Here is an 18,361-nt window from a genome sequence, read left to right as displayed (position 1 = left end):
GATTCCTCTCCTTAATTTTGATTAAAAACTGCCCGTATACGGCGAACAACCGCCCAATTTGCACGTAAAATCCAGTTAATTCGCATCCCCCATTTTTTGCCAAACCGCCGATTAACCTGACGAATAATTTTAATATGTCGTAAGTTAACTGGATCTTGCCACGTAGCACTATAATGGTGAATGCTGTGTGAATTAGCCGTTAATTTAATCTCTCCAGTTAAAAAATCCATTGGCGCAAAATAATCAGTCGGAAAGATTCTAACCCCAGCTACCGTTTGAAGTTGGTTATTAGGCTGCAAGCCTTGTTTTAACAAGAAATTAGTCGTATAGGCCGGGATTGTTAAAGTATTAAGTTTCCCCTCAGGAGTTATAAAATCAACACCATCATACATTTGACGTAGCTTTAAAATAGTCGGATCATGCTTTTGTGCTCCAAATCCCAGTCCTGGAGCAACTGAATATCCCTGCTCATTTTCTTCAAAACCCATAAACGCTTGATAAGTTAAAATATCATCAAAATTTTTTACCAACTCAACATCTGTATCTAAATAAATTCCACCAAAACGATAGACAACATCAAAGCTTAAATAGTCAGAAACAAATCCCCATTTTCCTTTAGCTGCAGCTTGTGCCATATAATGATTCTGCTGCACATCATAATTAGTTTCATCCCAGCGAATGATTTTGTAATCAGGGCATTTTTCCTGCCAACCTTTTAAATATTGCTGATATTCAATGGGTAATTCTTTAGAACCAAACCAGCAATAATGTATTATTTTTGGTATCATAACTTTCTCCATACTTAATCAATTAGTTGCTTAACAGCAGCTTTAATATATTGCCCAGATCGGATTTTTTTAGCAATTCGCTGGACACGTTGTCTCATCTGTTCATATTCTTGAGCATCAATTTTCAGCAGTTCTCGGTCTAACTCCTTCAAGGAAGTAACCGCGATTCCTAATCCTTGTGAAGTAATAAAACCAGCCAGCGCGGCATCCTTAGCAATAATTACCGGTAACCCAGAACTTAAATAAAGAGACGTCTTATGCGGATTATTATATTTCAAGTAGGCTCCAAATTTTCCAACCGTTTGCTCGACTTGATTTCCATCCCAAACTAGGCCAAAATTTCCTTGCAAATGTGCTGGCAAATCTTCTGGTGAAAAAGAACCGTGATAGTTTGCGGCATCTTTCAAACTAACTGACGGATTTGGACCAAACAAATGTAGCTGATGCTTTAAATTTAATTCCTGTAAAAATTCAGCTTTAGCTAAATTGCCAGCATAGCATAAACTTCCTTGATATTGAACTTGTTTAATCAATGGTTGCGGATTATCATAATCAAAAATCTGTAGATCGACCATTGGCACTTGGACCCCATTTTGCTTCAACCATTGTTGCATTTTAGCATTGTGCACAATCAATCCGTCACTTTGATTGAAAAAATTAATTTCCCAGTTAATGAATGTTGAATCGTTACTGAATTCGCGTAATGACTCAACATCATGAATAATCAAATAAACCTTAGCTGCATTTTGTTTGGCACTTGTTAAAATCGCTTCATTGGTTCGCTGGTTAAATGCTGGATACTGAAAAAAAAGATTATCTGCTCCCAAACCCTTCAAACGTCGGGGAATATCCCACCAACTTTGTTTATAACTAATTAATTCAGCTTTACGCGCACCTTGAAAATAAAAATTAATTGTTTGAAATCCCAATTCCCCCAAAAATTTTTCAATATCTCGTTTAGCTTTAGGTCCTGCTTCATTTTGAGTTTTATCATACATTCCAACTACATAATTTCTCATATATTTATTAGATCAACCTTTCACTAGATTTAAGGCTCAGGCTCATAAAAACGACCCATAATTTCTACATTTTCAGCAATGCTAACAAAAGCATATGGATCTGATTCTTCCATGGCTGCTTTTAGCTCTCGTTGTTCATAACGGGAAATAACCGTAAATAAAATTGTTTTTCGATCATGCCGGTAAGCTCCTTCAGCACCATGCACGATTGTAATTCCACGCTGCAAACGGCTTTGAATACAATCAATTACACTTCGCGGCTTGGTAGTCACAATCATCACCTGCATCTTTTGCTGACGCGTATAAACCATATCCATTACACGAGCATTGATAAAAATCCCGAGAGCTGAGTAAAAAGCATATGGCCAGCCATAGACTGCTCCGGCTGCTAAAATGATGAAGAAATTAAAGCACAAATTAATTGTTCCAATGCTTTTACCGGTTTTTTTTCGTAAAGTTAAACCCAAAATATCTAAGCCGCCAGTTGAAATTCCATTTTTGAGTGCTAAACCAGTACCAAACCCATTAATTGCCGCACCAAAAATTGCACAGATAATCGGATCTCTAGTTAAAGTAACCGATGTTAGTGACTTAATCATCACACTTGAACAAACAACTGCTAAAATCGTAAAGAAAGTGAAGCGATGGCCAATTTGTTTCCAAGCCAATACAAATAAAGGCAAATTCAACAGAAACAACAATAGTGCGACCGATGGATGGAAACTACCTGCAAAATAACGTTTTCCTAAAGTTGCTAACAATTGAGCTAGTCCAGTTACTCCTGATGAATAAATTTTACCGGGAGTCCAGAAAAAATTCATCGCAATTGAAACTAAAATTCCATAAATAAATGCTGTTGAAGCTCGTGCTACATATTGATGCCGCTTCCAGATCTGTTGAAGCTCATCCATTCTTTTTCCTCCCAAAACTAATTATATATTAATCAATTGTGCCAATGTTGCTGTTTAAACTTTTGACGCGTTCCTGTTTCAAGTTGATAACGCGCCGGGTCCTTTTGATAAAAATCTTGATGATAGTCTTCTGCAGGATAAAACGGTTTGGCAGTTTCAATTTTAGTTACAATTGGTTCACTAAAAAGACCGCTACTTGCCAACTTTTTCCGCGACGCAATTGCAATCTTTTTTTGCTGTTCACTATTAGTAAAAATTACCGGCCGATAGCTGTCACCGCGATCCTGAAATTGCCCCATCGCATCAGTTGGATCAGTTTGCTGCCAGTATATTTCAACTAATTGTGCGTAAGAAATAATTGCTGGATCAAAAGTAATTTGAACTGCTTCAGTATGCCCCGTAGTTTGCGAGCAAACCTGTTCATAAGTTGGAAACGGAACGTGTCCACCTGTGTAGCCAGAAATAACCTTAATAATTCCAGGCTGTTGGTCAAATGGATGAACCATGCACCAAAAACAGCCACCAGCAAAAATTGCGGTTCCAAAATGTTTATCCACATTAGTATCCTCCGTTTCTTAATCACTGATAAAGATAACTTAAAATTTCTAGTTATGCAAGCAAAAAAAAATCCAGAGAATTGGTTTTCTCTAGATTCTAATGTTAACAAATTAATCGTCTTGAATTTCTAAACCTAATTCATCTAATTGTTTTTGAACAACTGTTGATGGAGCATTAGTCAACGGTTCGGAAGCCTTTGAATTCTTCGGAAAAGCAATTACTTCACGAATGTTTTCTTTGCCTGACAACAACATTGCAAAGCGATCCAACCCAATTGCTAAGCCGCCATGTGGTGGAAAACCATAATCTAAGGCATCTAAGAAGAAACCAAACTGTTTTTCAGCTCTTTCTTTAGTAAAGCCCAAAGCCTTAAACATTTTTTCTTGGATAGCTCTTTGATGAATTCTGATCGAACCACCACCAAGTTCAAAACCGTTCAAAACAATATCATAACTTTGAGCGTGTGCTTGATGCGGATCAGTGTCCAATAAACCAATATCCTCTTCATTAGGCATTGTAAATGGATGATGAGCTGCAATATAACGATGAAATTCTTCGCTGTATTCAAATAATGGCCAATCAACTACCCATAAGAAATTGAATTTAGATTTATCAATCAAATCTAACTCACGAGCAATACTGGTTCGCAAATAACCTAGGGCATCAGCCACTACCTTGCGCTTATCTGCTACGAATAAAATTAAATCACCAACATCAGCTTGAGCTGTTTGCTTGATACTGTCGACTGAATCCTTAAAGAACTTAGCTACGGGACCAGAAAAACCGTCATCAGTTACTTTCAGCCAAGCTAAGCCTTTGGCACCAAAGCGTTTGATGTATTCCTGCTTAGCATCAATCTCTTTACGTGAATACTTATCAGCACCACCTGGAACAACAATTGCTTTAACTTGACCGCCTTTTTCCAAAACCGTCTGGAAAACTTTAAAATCAACATCCTTTACGGCTGGAGCCATATCAGTTAATTCCATTCCAAAACGCGTATCCGGTTTGTCTGAACCAAAACGATTCATCGCCTCATCCCAAGTAATTCTTGGCAATGGGAATTTGATGTCGACTCCCAAAACGTCTTTCATAACTCGCTGCAGCAATCCCTCGGTGATTTTTTGAATATCCTCTGCACTTAAGAAAGAAGTCTCTAAATCAATCTGGGTAAACTCTGGCTGCCGATCACCACGTAAGTCTTCATCACGGAAACAGCGAGCAATCTGATAATAGCGATCAAAACCAGCTCCCATCAACAATTGTTTAAACAACTGTGGTGATTGCGGTAAAGCATAAAAATGACCGGGATAAACACGTGAAGGCACTAAATAATCACGAGCGCCTTCCGGAGTTGATTTAGTGAGATAGGGTGTTTCGATATTCACAAAATCTTGTTCATCCAAATAACGGTGGACAGCTTGCGTAATTTTACTGCGCAAAATAATTGCTTGCTGCATTTCTGGCCGACGTAAATCTAAATAACGATACTTCAAGCGTAAATCATCGGTAACATTGATATCATTTTGAATATAAAATGGTGGCGTCTTAGCTTTATTCAAAATTTTAACTTGGTGAACTTCCACCTCGATTGTACCAGTTTTCATTTTCGAATTAATTTCCGCATCCGAACGACGGACAACAGCGCCTGCAACTTCAATTACATATTCGCTGCGTAATTGATCAGCAACTTCTAATGCTGCTGGATCAAATTCATGACTGAAAACCAACTGAACAATTCCTGTTCGATCACGCAAATCAATAAAAATTAATTTTCCTAAGTCACGTCGCTTTTGTACCCAGCCTTGTAAACAAACCTGTTGGTCTAAAAAGCTTTCATTTACTAAACCACAATAAGTTGTTCTCTTCATCTTGCTTACTCCTTCTTATTTAAACTGTTGACAAACTGCGGCAAAATCTGCAAAAATAGCCGCTAATTTAACTGTTTTTTCAATACCGCTGCTCATTTGTTTCAATTTTGCGGTTTGACTGGACAATTCGCTTTCACCAACTGTCAACGTATATTTTGCTGCCAAACGGCTAGCTGTTTTAAATTGACCTTTAGGTTTTCGTTGTAAATAATCACGATCGGCACTAAAACCAGCTTGACGAATTGCTTGAACTAATTTCAAAGTGGCTGCATTTGTTTCGTTTCCAATACCAACCACGTAAACATCCAGCGGATTATTTTGCCATGCCTGGTATTTTTCAGCTTCAAGTATTAACAATAGCCGTTCAACACCTAAACCAAACCCAATTCCTGGGACCTCTGGACCACCAAGCTGTTCAACAAGGCCATTATAACGACCTCCAGCACAAACGGTTGTCCATTTACCACCAAACGCCTTTGAATCACTCATAATTTCAAAAATTGTATGATTGTAATAGTCCAAGCCACGAACCATCGTTGAATCAATTTCAAAGTCAATCCCCAAATCTTTTAACAATTGCTGCACTGCATCGAAATGCATCTGTGCTTCAGGCGTTAAATAATCAACGATCTGTGGTGCATTCGCCACAATTTCTTGATCATGTTGATCTTTACTATCAAGCACTCGCAATGGATTCTTTTGTAGTCGAATTTGTGAGTCTTCACTTAACTCAGCTTGATAAGGTGTTAAATAATCAACAAGAGCTTGATGATAAGATTGACGTGATGGCTGATCCCCTAAAGTGTTTAAAGCCAACTTGACATGCTGAATCCCCAGATCGCTTAATAAATTCATAGCCATTGCGATTACTTCAACATCTAAAGCCGGACTGTCAACCCCAAAAGCTTCGACCCCGATTTGATGAAATTGGCGTAACCGACCAGACTGCGGACGTTCATAGCGGAACATTGGCCCCATGTAGTAAGTTTTGAATGGGCGTTGGATCTCTGGCCCATAAAGCTTATTTTCGACATACGCCCGAACTACCCCAGCAGTTCCTTCTGGACGCAAGGTAATATGCCGGTTACCTTTATCATAAAAATCATACATTTCTTTAGTCACAATATCAGATGTTTCACCTGATGTTCGTGAAAAAACTTCGAAGCTTTCAAAAATTGGGGTCCTAATTTCCTGATAGCGATATTTCTGAAAAACTTGCCGCGCAATTTTTTCAATTTGCTGCCATTTTTCCGCTTCTCCTGGAATAATATCATTCGTACCTTTTGGACGTTGATACTTCATTGCTTGTTTCCTCCTAAAAAATAAAATAAAAAAAGCCTTGCCGAATTTCGACAAGGGCGCTTGAACAGCACGGTACCACCTTAATTTATGCTTTTGGATAACGCCCCAGCAGCGGCACAGTTGCCCGTACACCTCGAAAGTGTCTTTTACTTGCCTATACTTAGCGGGACTCACACCAAATCTCCCTTCGCTGTCTAAGAAAACAAGCTACTCTTCTTTCGTTCGGTTTTAGATACTGTAGTAAAGATACTCGAAAATCAGCTTCAAGTCAAGTTTTAGCAAATTTATTAGCAGACTTTTGTGTCTTTTTTAACGCAGCTTAAATTTATTTGGTATAATAAACTGGTTAAAAAATGTTTATTGGAGTCTAATTAATTTATGAGAAGAAGCAGAAAACAACACAATTCATTCAAGATTAGCAACTTAGCCGTTCTCAGCTTAATTATTGCTGCACTGATCGGTATTATTGCTAGCCGGACTTTTGCTTATTTTAAACAAGTTGAAGTCAATGTCAGTCAAGTTGAATTACGCAAAGGTCCCGGCGTTGAGTACCAAAAAACAAAAAGTCTAAGCCGCGGAACTCGGCTAACCGTTTTGCGTAGCAAATATCACTGGTACTACGTTAGAACAAGTCAGAATAACTTTGGTTGGGTAGCTAATTGGAATCTTAACCCCCAAGGTCCCAAAAAGATCCATCATTTAAACAACGCAACAATCGTCCTTGATCCAGGCCATGGCGGTTCAGACTCCGGTGCGCTTTCCAGCAGTGGCAAAATGGAAAAAACTTATACTCTGAAATTAGCTAAAGAAGTTGCCCAAGAGTTGCGTGCACGTGGGGCTAAAGTTTATCTGACTCGAACAAGTGATCGTTTTGTCAGCTTAGCTGCTCGTCCTAACTTATCAAATGAAGTTCATGCAGATGCTTTTATTAGTTTTCATTTTGATTCATCACCGACCGAAAACTCGGCCTCCGGTGTTACCACTTACTACTATCACCGCCAATTATCTTATCGATTAGCTAGCTCGATTAATCAAAAATTTAATAATATCAGCTTAGAAAATCGTGGGATTGAATTTGGCAATTTTGAAGTAATTCGAGATAATGATTTTCCGGCAATTTTACTTGAAATGGGCTATATTAACACTGATCGTGACTTTCAGCAGATTCGCAGTTCCCATTATCGCACTACCGTTGCCAACGATGTTGTAGCTGGTCTTAATAAATACTTCGAAAGTAATTAATCACTAAGAAAACATTCTAATACTTGATTATAAGTCGTAAAGCGCCAATTTTCACTACCCATGGTAATCAAGCCATCCGGATCAAATAACCATCCCTGAAAGCCCGCTCGTTGACCAGCTAGGACGTCTAAGGGACGGTCACCAATCATTACTGATAAATCGGGCTGCAAATTAAATTGCTGGCTAAGATAATTTATTGACTGCGGATCAGGTTTACGAGCAAAACCCATTTCGGCTGTGACCCCACCTGTAAAATACTCTTTTAGTCCAGCTCGTTTTAGTAAGTTCCAAGCTGATTGATTCCGATGAGTCAGTAAAAATTGTTGACACCCCTGACTCGCCAAATAACTGCTAAAATCTTTAATTCCTGGGAAAGGCCTTGCTTGCAAGCAATTTTTAGCTTCAATTGCGTGAAATTTTTGTTTCATTAAAAGAGCCTGTGGACCCTCACCAATAAAATGTCTAATTGTTTGTCCAACAGAAGTTTGTCTTAACTGACGATAAACTTCATCAGCTGTTAAAGTCAATCCTAGCCGAGCAGCTGCCTCTTGGAAACTAATTGTCATTTCTGGGTAAGTATCAAATAGCGTCCCATCAAAATCCCAACAAAAGTTTTTCAATTTTAACTTTGAAGCTAACGACATAACCATCATCTCCTTTTTTTCAACCAATCAACCGCTACATTCATTGCTAACCGACACGCATTGGTTTGATCAAGTTGATTTTTGACAGTAAAATCATGAATTGTTCCTTGAAAGCGAATTTGAGCAACATCGACCCCAGCATCCCGCAACTTTCGTCCCATTGCTTCCCCCTCATCACGAACTGGATCAGCTTCAGCAGTAACAATCAAAGTTTCTGGCAAAGCGTGTAAAGCTGCTAACGGGGCCTTTAATGGAACTAAAAAGTTGTCATCTCGCTGCTCACTGTTCTCTAAATATTGTTGCCAGCAAAACTTCATTTGTTCGCGTGTTAAATCATATCCCCCAGCAAACTGATGATATGAATTTGTATCAAAATTAGCATTAACAACCGGACAAAAAAACAGCATTTTGTAAATTGCTGTTTGTGCACTTGGCTCGCTTAAAACTAATCCTAAACCTAAGGCTGCTCCCGTATCATCTCCTGCTAATAATAATCGCTCTAAACTTAACGGCTCGGTCGCTGTTAGCTCAGGTAACCGTTGAAACAATTGCTGTAATTGTTTTAATTGAAAGGGAGCCTTTTTTTCAGGTGCCAAAGCAAATTGCGGAAAGATAATCCCAACTCGTGCCCGTTTAACCAACTCACGCAATAACTTATCATAAGCGGTTGTCCCCCCAGTAACAAACTGCCCCCCATGAAGATAAAGTAAGGTCGGCACCTGCTCATCAGGTTTTAGATCAGCAGGCAACAAAATTCGCAATGGTAATTCGCCTAAACTTTTACCTAAATCTAATGTTAAATCATGAATTGTTGCTGGATGAGTATAAACGGGCATTTGCTGATCTAATTCCAATTGTTGACGTAAGACTGTCAACCCAATAGTTGTCGGAACAAAAATGTTTTGCCGACGAGCACAAAGCTGTTGCGCGGCCGATTCAAGTGAAAGTAACTGCATCCAACTCCCCCTTTGTCAAATACCACTTATTAAAGCAGCTGTTCCGTATCATAAATCAGTGTTACTGGCCCATCATTCACCAATGAAACTTGCATATCAGCTCCAAAAACTCCTTCTGCAACCGTTATCTGCTCTGATCGCAAAGCCTGATTGAACTTTTGATAATTAAGTTTAGCAATTTGGGGATCTTGTGCTAAGGAAAAACCCGGACGATTTCCCTTTTTCAGAGCTGCATACAGCGTAAACTGTGAAACCGATAGAATCTGTCCTCCTAACTGATGAATATCCAAATTTAATTTGCCGTTTTCATCAGAAAAAACTCGTAACTTGCTAATCTTATGCACCAGATAATCAATTTCTTTTTGCCCGTCTTGCGGTGCAAAACCAACTAGCAACAAATATCCTTGGTCAATTTTTCCCACAATTTGTTGATCAACACTAACACTGGCTCGTTTTACTCGCTGTAGAATTACTCGCATAAACTTCAACCATCCTTAATCACTTAATGAATTGTTCGTTTAACAACATACACATCCGACACTTTTTTTATATTATCAATTACTCGTTGAAGATGAACCCGATCGCGAATTCCAACTGTAACATCCATTGTAGCTAGCTTATTGTGGTCAACTCGTCCGTTAACCGAATTAAGCTGGCGAGTACTATTGTTTAAAGCTTGTAAAACATCATTTAACAAACCTGAACGATTATAGCCTTGAATTTGCAAATCAGTATTATAATAATTTTGATTATCCGATGCCGGATTCCAAGCAACTTCAATCAGACGATCACCATTTTTCTCCGCATTTTTTACATTTGGACAATCATGCCGATGAACTGAAACTCCACGACCCTTGGTAATATATCCAACAATTTCATCACCGGGAATTGGATTGCAGCAATGACTCAACCGAACTAATAAATTATCAACACCAGCAATTATGACAGCAGCTTTTTTGTCTTTCTTTTCTGTTGGAGCTGGTTCATGAGATATTTCCTGGTGATCTTCTAATAGTGCCTTTTCTGTTTCACGTTTTCGATTAACTTCAATTTCTTGACGGATTTTTTCAGTCAATATATTAATTACACCCAGTGGGGCTAATTCGCCAAAACCTAGTGCAGCATATAAATCTTCAATCGCTGAAAATTTCTTTTTCTGTAAAACTTTATTCAAATTTTCAGTGATTAGAATTTTTTTAGGTTCATATCCTAATTCAATCAGATTAGTATTTAAAATTTCTTTACCTTTTTCAATATTTTCAACGCGATCACGTAATTTGAAAAATCGTTTAATTTTATTGCGGGCTTTATTAGTATGAACTAATTTCAGCCAATCTCGACTAGGACCTGCTGAATTCGTTGAAGTCAAAATATCAACAATTTCACCATTTTTTATTTGATAATCTAAGGGCACAATTTTACCATTCACTTTAGCCCCGACAGTTTTGTTGCCAATTTCAGTATGAATTGAATATGCCAAATCCAATGGTCCTGCTCCTTTAGGCAACTCTAAAACATCACCTTTAGGCGTAAAAACATAGACCCGATCACCAAATAGGTTCCCTTTGACACTCTCCATAAACTCAGCAGCATCATCACTTTCATCTTGTAACTCAACAATTTCTTTAAACCAGTTTAATTTATTACCAGTGTCATCTTGTTTGACGCTATCAGTTTTGCCTTCTTTGTAAGCCCAATGAGCTGCAACCCCATATTCAGCTACCCGATGCATTTCTTCAGTTCGAATCTGAACTTCAAAGGGTTTCCCATTCGGCCCAATAACTGTTGTATGCAATGACTGGTACATGTTGGCCTTTGGCATGGCAATATAATCCTTAAAGCGACCTGGCATAGGTTTCCACTTTGTGTGAATTGCACCTAAAACTGCGTAACAATCCTTAATTGAATGGACAATTACTCTAACTGCCAATAAATCATAAATTTGACTAAATTGTTTATGCTGATCTTTCATTTTGCGATAAATGGAATAAATGTGTTTGGGGCGACCATATATTTCACAGTCTAAATCAAGGTCACTAATGGCTGCTTTAATTTCAACAATTGCGCTATTAATATATTCAACCCGTTCTGTTCGCTTAGAATTCATCAAGTGAACAATTCGATAATATTGTTGTGGATTTAAATAACGCAGCGAAATGTCTTCCAATTCCCATTTAATGGTACTAATACCTAATCGGTCAGCTAACGGAGCATAAATTTCAAGCGTTTCATTAGCAATTCTTCTTTGCTTATCCGGTCGTAAATGATTTAGAGTTCGCATATTATGTAAGCGATCAGCTAACTTGACAATGATTACCCGTAAATCTTTAGACATTGCCAACAATAATTTTCGATGATTTTCAGCCAATTGTTCGCGATGTGACTTATAACGAATTTTACTCAGCTTCGTAACCCCATCAACAATTACGGCAACATCTTGACCAAAAAGCTCCTTAACATCGCCTAAAGTAATATTCGTATCTTCTACTACATCATGCAAAAAACCCGCACAAACCGTTGCTGGATCCATTTTTAAGTCTGCCAAAATTCCAGCTACTTGAATTGGATGAATAATGTATGGCTCACCAGACTGTCGCCGCTGGTCATGATGAACATAAGCAGCAAAACTATATGCCTTTTTAACTAATTCAACATGATTTTCATTCATGTAGTGCTGAACCATTTTAAATACATCTTCAGCTGTCCAAATCGTCTCTTTTTCCATTTACTCCACTCCCCCAATTAAAATAAAAAAGCGGCCTTTAGTTGCCGCTTTAACCTGATAAGTTTATCGACGAACCATTCCACAAGCTAAAAAAGCAAAGATTGCATATACTACAGCAAAATAATAAGCAAAACTAGCAAAGAAAAAATGAACTCCGATTAAAAACAATATTGGGAAAAAAATCAAATATACTAACGGTTGAGTTTTTACACCAACAATTAATCCGCTCAACAAAGCATATAAAACATTAATTCCAAATAAAATAATTCCCATCCTTTGAATATCAGTAATATTTAATTCGATAAAAATAATCGGAATCACAAAAGACATTGCTGCCGCAAAAGCAGCATACCATAAGGTTGTTAATGAAAAGAAACGTCTTTTATTCATAGAAAACTTCTCCAATTCCATTTATTAATGATTGTTACTATTTTACCCTAATTCTAAGGCAAAAGAAAGCGCAGCTAATAAATACCATGGTGCTGTCTCTGCCCGCAAGATTCGTGGACCCAATCCTGCTGATTGACAACCTTGCTGTTGAAGAAAATCAATTTCAGCCGCTGAAATTCCGCCTTCAGGTCCAAAAACTGCTAATAAATTAGGCGTTTGCTGTCTTTTTTCAAGCAGTAGTTTGTCAGTAAATTGACGAAACATGTGACTTTCACCTTCTTTAGCAGCTTCTTCGTAAGCAACTAGCTTTAAATCATAATCACGAAAGGGCAAGTCGGACAACTTAGCATAAAAATCAACAGCTGGAATTCGTGTTCGATGTGACTGTTCAGCTGCCGCTTGAGCAACTTTTTGTAATCGTTGTAATTTTTTTTCCATTTTTGCCGGTTGCCAACGAGCAATTGAATACTCTCCTTGGAAAAAAATAATTCTAGCCGCCCCAAGTTCGGTTGCCTTTTGGACAATTATTTCTGGTTTAGCATTTTTCGCCAAACCACAAGCTATTGTTACATTAACTGGTAACTCGACTTGCGGTTTACTTACGTTTAATCGCTCAGCAGTCGCTTGCAGTCCATCGATAGCAATTAACTTCATCTCTGCTACCTGCTGCTGAGTATCAACCAGTTCAAAGTGATCACCCACACGCAACCGTAAAACCTTAATTGCATGTTTAAAAATCTCTGGTTCTAATTGCAGTTTTAGCGGGATGCTTGCTTGTTGAATAAAATAACGCTGCATGCTGGAACTCCTTAATCTTGTTCAAATTTAGCAACTAATGCACACCAATCTTGCATTTGACTGCTGCTTTCAATTACAAAACCGTTAGCTGCCAATAAATCAATAATTAATTTTTCTTTAGCCGAATTAATTCCTGATAGAATAAAACGACCATTGTGTACCAAATAATTACCAACTGTTGGAATTAGCTGAACTAACACCTCTGGTAAAATATTTGCCAACATTAAGTCAGCTTTACCATCAGCTGCTGCCAATAAATTGCTTTGGTGGAAACTAACCTTTTGAGCCATTGGATTTAGTGCTAAATTTTTTTTGGCCGCTAATACTGCTTCAGGATCATTTTCAAAGGCGACTACTTCACCAGAACCCAACAAACTGGCGGCAATACTCAAAACTCCCGAGCCAGCTCCAACATCAAAAACTCGAGTATTTGGTTTTAATAAAAACTCAAGTTGATGGAGAGCCAAAACAGTGGTTGGATGCATCCCTGTTCCAAATGATTTTCCTGGATCTAATCGTAAAACAGTTTCACGTGAATCTTTAGATTGATAATCTTTCCAACGGGGAACAATCGTCAAGAAACGACTAATGTGTTGGATATTATAGTATTTCTCCCATTGATGAATCCAGCTAGTTTCATTAATTTGCTCAAGTTGTAAATCTACTCGGCCAGGGTCAAGTCCAAACGTTTTCAATTCGGTAATTCTGCTGTTAATTTCCTTTATCTTGACCGATAAATCCTGATCTTGATCAAAATAACCAATAATTTTAATCTGTTCTGAAAGTTGATCAGTTATGAGCTGATTACCCAAACTGCCAGCTTCAAGTAAAATATTTTCAACTGCTGCCCGGGCTTGATTATTGACTTGAACTACTAATTTTTGCCATTGCAAAACATTTTCCTCCAATTTATTCAGGATAAGGCAAACGCTGATCACTTTCCTGTTGATATTGCTGCAAAATCTTTTCGAATTCATTTGGTGACCATTCTAATTCAAACACAGCAACTTCTTGATCATTTAAAAAATCAAGCAAATCAGATTCTCCATTATCTAGCACAATCTGTAAATAACGGAAAAAAGCGCGCCCCATCGCAGTCGACCACCCCTGCTTACCAGCAAATGGCAAACAAGCTAGATAATCGTTTGCTACCTGATCTGGTTTAAAACTATTTTGATCATAGATTAAAACAGCATCAACAAAGGTGACAATCGGTTCATCTGATTCAACTCCCGTCAAATCAAAAATCGCATCATGTAAATTATTTTGGGCAAAAAAAGTTAATTCTAAATTAAAAGTTCGTTTGGCTTCGTTCCAAGTTAATTGGATGTCTCCATCAAAATCAAGTTGTTCAATCCCGTTTGCCAAAAAATCTGGTAAAGTCTGCTTCAAGTTCTCCACCTCCTGAATAAAAAACTGCTACTAACTATATAGTAATATTTCACTCTCATTATGACAATCTTTTCGAGAAAAAAGCCACAGACCGATTATTACTAGTAAATCATTAGAAGTTTTGTTAAAATTAAATTAAAAAAGAACTCTATGATAACTTAAATAATGGGTATTTATCTGACTAAACATTTTTAAGGAGGCGACAGCTAAATGTTAAAATTTATTGGTTTAGGCCTATATCTCAGCTGGTTATTTCTACTTTTACTAAAATTATACCAAGCAATTAAAAATAACCGTTTGGACTACAAAAGTCTTTTTTTTGGGAATTTACCGTGGTATCGTAATTCGCGAAATTGGCTTTTAATTTTAGCTATTTTAATTTGTGAGTTGACGCTACCTCTAAACTTTTTTTACTTACTTGCTCTGATTAGTGGCTTAATTCTAATAATTTGCAGTTATCTAATTACTCATTTTAGGCTACGTAATTTTTATCACAGCATTTGGCTAAGTCTGTTAGGTATTTTGCTAACATTCATCAGTGGCCTAATTCTATATCATTTATGACCGAATGTCTTTAAACAAAAAAGATCAGCAAGTTAATTTGCTGGTCTTTTTATTAGCGGTTAACTTATTCTTCTTCGTCAGTTTGTAAAACAGCCATAAAAGCTTCTTGCGGAACCACAACACGACCAACTGATTTCATTCGCTTCTTACCTCGTTTTTGCTTTTCCAACAGCTTTGCTCGCCGATCTGGATCACCTGTATGAATTCGCGAAGTAACATCTTTACGATAAGCTTTAATATTAGTTCGGGCAATAATTTTGGCACCTATTGCTGCTTGAATCGGAATTTCAAAATTTTGTCGCGGAATAATTTTCTTTAACTTAGTTGTAATTTCTCGTCCACGCTGCTGGGCTGTTTGACGGTGGGTAATAAAACTCAAAGCATCAATTTTTTGCGAATTTAATAAAATATCAATTTTAACTAAGTCACTTGGTTGATTGTCACTAATTTCATAATCTAATGACGCATAACCACGAGTACTTGATTTCAATCGATCAAAAAAATCGAAAATAATTTCAGCCAGAGGCATTTGATAAATAACGTCAACCCGATAATCATCTAAATAATTCATCGTCACAAATTGTCCTCGTTTGCGTTGACAAAGTTCCATCACGGCACCGACATAATCATTAGGTACCATGATCGTTGCTTTCACAAATGGTTCATTAATCTGTTTAATTTGTGAACTTTCAGGCAATTCAGAAGGATTGTCCACTGTTAAGTGTTGACCGTCAGTTAATTCAACATCATAAGTAACCGTTGGCGCAGTGGTAATTAAGTCCATACTAAATTCACGTTCTAAGCGTTCTTGGACAACATCCATATGCAATAAGCCTAAAAATCCGCAACGAAATCCAAAGCCTAAAGCTTGAGATGTTTCTGGCTCAAATTCGAGTGCAGCATCGTTTAATTTTAACTTTTCTAAGGCTTCGCGCAAATCATTATATTTAGCATTATCAGTCGGATACAAACCAGAATAAACCATCGGATTCATTTCGCGATAACCAACTAAAGCTTTATCAGCCGGATTATTGGCCAAAGTCACTGTATCTCCAACTCGAGTGTCCTGAATATCCTTAATGCTGGCCGTCAAATAACCAACATCACCGGCCATCAATAAATCTCGCTTTAACGGTTTAGGAGAGTTAACCCCAACTTCCGTAACCTCATATTCTGTTTGTCCATTCATCAGTCGAATTCGATCGCCCGGTTTAACGATTCCATCAACGACCCGAACACTTAAGACCACCCCTCGATAGTCATCGTAAACTGAATCAAAAATCAAAGCTTTCAAAGGAGCCGTTAGATCACCAGTTGGTGCTGGAACTTGGCGGACAATTTTTTCAAGAATTTCCTTGATACCAATTCCTTGTTTAGCACTGGCCAAAACAGCATCTGACGCATCAATTCCAATCACATCTTCAATCTGCTGCCGGACAACTTCCGGTTGTGCTGAAGGTAAGTCAATTTTATTAATTACAGGAACAATTTCTAAATCATCATCAATCGCCAAATATACATTAGCTAAAGTCTGAGCCTCAACTCCTTGAGCTGCATCAACAACTAAAACAGCTCCCTCGCAAGCAGCTAGACTACGCGAAACTTCATAAGAGAAATCAACATGTCCTGGTGTATCAATTAAATGAAAAATATAAGTTTCACCGTCATCAGCATGGTAATGCAATTCAACTGCATTTAGTTTGATAGTAATTCCCCGTTCACGTTCAAGCTCCATCGAATCAAGCAGTTGATCTTGCATTTCGCGCTTGGAAACGGTATCCGTTAATTCTAAGATTCGATCAGCCAGCGTCGATTTACCATGATCGATATGGGCCACAATCGAAAAATTGCGAATTCGCCGTTGTCGTTCTTGCATTTCTGTTAAATTCATTCTTGTGCCTGCTTTCTTCCGTGTCTATCCATTAAAATTATACCAGTCGTGTTTCTTGAATACAATCACCCTCAAATCAACAACTCTATAAAAAACGAGTAGCAAAGGCAAACTTATTGCTTTTGTCACTCGTTTTATACTTATAACCTCAAGTTAAACTAATTAACGTTTTCCATGCTTTTTAAATCGCTCAAATATTGAACCTTCACCACTGACATTTTCACCACCGGCTGCCGCAAATTCTTTCAATGCAGCTCTCTGGCGAGAATTTAAACTTTTAGGAGTAACTACTTCCACCGTAACTTCTTCGTCACCCATCGTTTTACTTCGTAAATGCGGTGCGCCCTTACCTCGTAATCTGAAAACAGTTCCCGATTGAGTCCCTGCTGGAATCTTCAATTTCACATCACCATGAACTGTTTTTACAGCTACCTCGTCACCTAACGCCGCTTGGACAAAGCTGATTGGCTGGGTAAAGTAAATCTGAGCGCCATCACGCCTGAAAAGCTTACTTGGCTTAACCCGAAAGACGATATATAAATCTCCATATGGTCCACCATTAAGTCCCGCTTCACCTTGTCCTTGCAAGCGCATTTGATTGCCATCTTCAACCCCAGCTGGAATTGAAACTTCAACTTCATGTTTTTCTTGAATCTTTCCACTTCCATGACAGTCAGGACATTTTTCTTTAATAATTTTTCCGGTTCCGCCACAAACACTACACTCTGTTTCGTGGACAATTCGACCTAATGGTGTATTTTGTGCTTGCCGTACCACACCACTACCATGACAATTCTGACAAGTATCAGGTGTTGTTCCCGGTTTAGCACCGCTGCCTGAACAAGTTTTACACAAAGCCTCGCGAGTATACTGGATACTGGTTTTCTTGCCAAAAACAGCTTCTTCAAAAGTCAAAGTCATATTGTATTGTAAGTCATGCCCTTGACGAGGTTGGTTGCGAGAGCGTGAAGATGACCCACCACCGAAAAATGATGAAAAAATATCTTCAAAGCCGCCACCAAAATCACCAAAATCTGCATTTTGGAATCCACCAAATCCCTGAGGACCACCACCGGTTGATCCATACTGATCAAATTGGGCTTTTTTTTGCGGATCGCTCAAAATCTCATAAGCTTCATTGATTTCTTTAAACTTTTCTTCGGCTCCAGGAGCCTTGTTTAAATCTGGATGGTATTTTTTAGATAATCGCCGATAAGCTTTTTTAATTTCTGCAGCAGAGGCATCCCGCGAAACACCTAGGACTTCATAAGGATCTCTATTTTCTGCCATGTTTTTCCTCCAATTTATCA

The 18,361-nt window shown here is 38.0% G+C and carries 17 protein-coding genes; 1 reads left to right on the top strand and 16 read right to left on the bottom strand.

Annotated features, from left to right (window positions below):
- Positions 1 to 11: 11 nt before the first annotated feature.
- From G6O73_RS03545 to hisS, 6 genes are all read right to left on the bottom strand, one after another.
- Positions 12 to 800 carry a glycosyltransferase family 32 protein gene (locus G6O73_RS03545; RefSeq protein ID WP_336512537.1) on the bottom strand — a complete coding sequence of 263 codons (789 nt, stop codon included), beginning with the start codon at positions 798 to 800 and terminating at the stop codon, positions 12 to 14.
- 2 nt (positions 801 to 802) lie between these two features.
- Entirely contained in the window at positions 803 to 1,807 is a 1,005-nt protein-coding gene (locus G6O73_RS03540) for a sugar transferase (RefSeq protein WP_057885938.1), read from the bottom strand.
- Between the two features lie 29 nt (positions 1,808 to 1,836).
- Positions 1,837 to 2,718 (bottom strand): YitT family protein, encoded by an 882-nt coding sequence (locus G6O73_RS03535; RefSeq protein ID WP_057885937.1) that lies wholly within the window; start codon positions 2,716 to 2,718, stop codon positions 1,837 to 1,839.
- 32 nt (positions 2,719 to 2,750) lie between these two features.
- The gene (gene msrA / locus G6O73_RS03530; RefSeq protein WP_083478507.1) at positions 2,751 to 3,275 is read right to left on the bottom strand and encodes a peptide-methionine (S)-S-oxide reductase MsrA; all 525 of its coding nucleotides are present in this window, start codon (positions 3,273 to 3,275) and stop codon (positions 2,751 to 2,753) included.
- A 111-nt stretch (positions 3,276 to 3,386) separates the two neighbouring features.
- Positions 3,387 to 5,147, bottom strand: coding sequence for an aspartate--tRNA ligase (aspS, locus tag G6O73_RS03525; protein ID WP_057885936.1), 1,761 nt, complete (start codon positions 5,145 to 5,147; stop codon positions 3,387 to 3,389).
- Positions 5,148 to 5,162: 15 nt separating this feature from the next.
- Positions 5,163 to 6,449, bottom strand: a complete 1,287-nt coding sequence (gene hisS / locus G6O73_RS03520; RefSeq protein ID WP_057885935.1) for a histidine--tRNA ligase — start codon at positions 6,447 to 6,449, stop codon at positions 5,163 to 5,165.
- A gap of 378 nt (positions 6,450 to 6,827) precedes the next feature.
- Here hisS and G6O73_RS03515 point away from each other — a divergent pair, with 378 nt between their 5' ends.
- Positions 6,828 to 7,691, top strand: a complete 864-nt coding sequence (locus G6O73_RS03515) for an N-acetylmuramoyl-L-alanine amidase family protein (RefSeq protein ID WP_057885934.1) — start codon at positions 6,828 to 6,830, stop codon at positions 7,689 to 7,691.
- Here G6O73_RS03515 and G6O73_RS03510 read toward each other — a convergent pair.
- From G6O73_RS03510 to dnaJ, 10 genes are all read right to left on the bottom strand, one after another.
- Positions 7,688 to 8,335 carry an HAD-IA family hydrolase gene (locus G6O73_RS03510; protein WP_057885933.1) on the bottom strand — a complete coding sequence of 216 codons (648 nt, stop codon included), beginning with the start codon at positions 8,333 to 8,335 and terminating at the stop codon, positions 7,688 to 7,690. The genes G6O73_RS03515 and G6O73_RS03510 overlap by 4 nt on opposite strands.
- Before the next feature lie 5 nt (positions 8,336 to 8,340).
- Positions 8,341 to 9,291: an alpha/beta hydrolase fold domain-containing protein gene (locus G6O73_RS03505; RefSeq protein WP_057885932.1), complete on the bottom strand. Its 951-nt coding sequence runs from the start codon at positions 9,289 to 9,291 to the stop codon at positions 8,341 to 8,343.
- Between the two features lie 29 nt (positions 9,292 to 9,320).
- The gene (gene dtd / locus G6O73_RS03500; protein ID WP_057885931.1) at positions 9,321 to 9,770 is read right to left on the bottom strand and encodes a D-aminoacyl-tRNA deacylase; all 450 of its coding nucleotides are present in this window, start codon (positions 9,768 to 9,770) and stop codon (positions 9,321 to 9,323) included.
- A gap of 23 nt (positions 9,771 to 9,793) precedes the next feature.
- Positions 9,794 to 12,016, bottom strand: a complete 2,223-nt coding sequence (locus G6O73_RS03495) for a RelA/SpoT family protein (protein WP_219935203.1) — start codon at positions 12,014 to 12,016, stop codon at positions 9,794 to 9,796.
- Positions 12,017 to 12,079: 63 nt separating this feature from the next.
- Complete coding sequence (locus tag G6O73_RS03490; protein WP_057885929.1) at positions 12,080 to 12,406, bottom strand: hypothetical protein; 327 nt, start codon at positions 12,404 to 12,406, stop codon at positions 12,080 to 12,082.
- Positions 12,407 to 12,448: 42 nt separating this feature from the next.
- The gene (locus G6O73_RS03485) at positions 12,449 to 13,204 is read right to left on the bottom strand and encodes an RsmE family RNA methyltransferase (protein WP_057885928.1); all 756 of its coding nucleotides are present in this window, start codon (positions 13,202 to 13,204) and stop codon (positions 12,449 to 12,451) included.
- Positions 13,205 to 13,215: 11 nt separating this feature from the next.
- Positions 13,216 to 14,097, bottom strand: coding sequence for a 50S ribosomal protein L11 methyltransferase (gene prmA / locus G6O73_RS03480; RefSeq protein WP_057885927.1), 882 nt, complete (start codon positions 14,095 to 14,097; stop codon positions 13,216 to 13,218).
- A gap of 16 nt (positions 14,098 to 14,113) precedes the next feature.
- A complete protein-coding gene (locus tag G6O73_RS03475) occupies positions 14,114 to 14,596 on the bottom strand; it encodes a DUF3013 family protein (RefSeq protein WP_057885926.1) in 483 nt (160 codons plus the stop codon).
- 628 nt (positions 14,597 to 15,224) lie between these two features.
- On the bottom strand, positions 15,225 to 17,051 hold the full coding sequence (gene lepA / locus G6O73_RS03470; protein ID WP_057885924.1) for a translation elongation factor 4: 1,827 nt from the start codon (positions 17,049 to 17,051) through the stop codon (positions 15,225 to 15,227).
- 162 nt (positions 17,052 to 17,213) lie between these two features.
- The gene (gene dnaJ / locus G6O73_RS03465) at positions 17,214 to 18,341 is read right to left on the bottom strand and encodes a molecular chaperone DnaJ (protein ID WP_057885923.1); all 1,128 of its coding nucleotides are present in this window, start codon (positions 18,339 to 18,341) and stop codon (positions 17,214 to 17,216) included.
- Between the last annotated feature and the right edge of the window lie 20 nt (positions 18,342 to 18,361).

The sequence above is a fragment of the Liquorilactobacillus nagelii DSM 13675 genome, from assembly GCF_019444005.1.
GTDB classification, from domain to species: Bacteria; Bacillota; Bacilli; order Lactobacillales; family Lactobacillaceae; genus Liquorilactobacillus; species Liquorilactobacillus nagelii.
The sequence above is the reverse complement of the archived record's forward strand: the minus strand, read 5'-3'. Positions and strand labels throughout refer to the sequence as shown.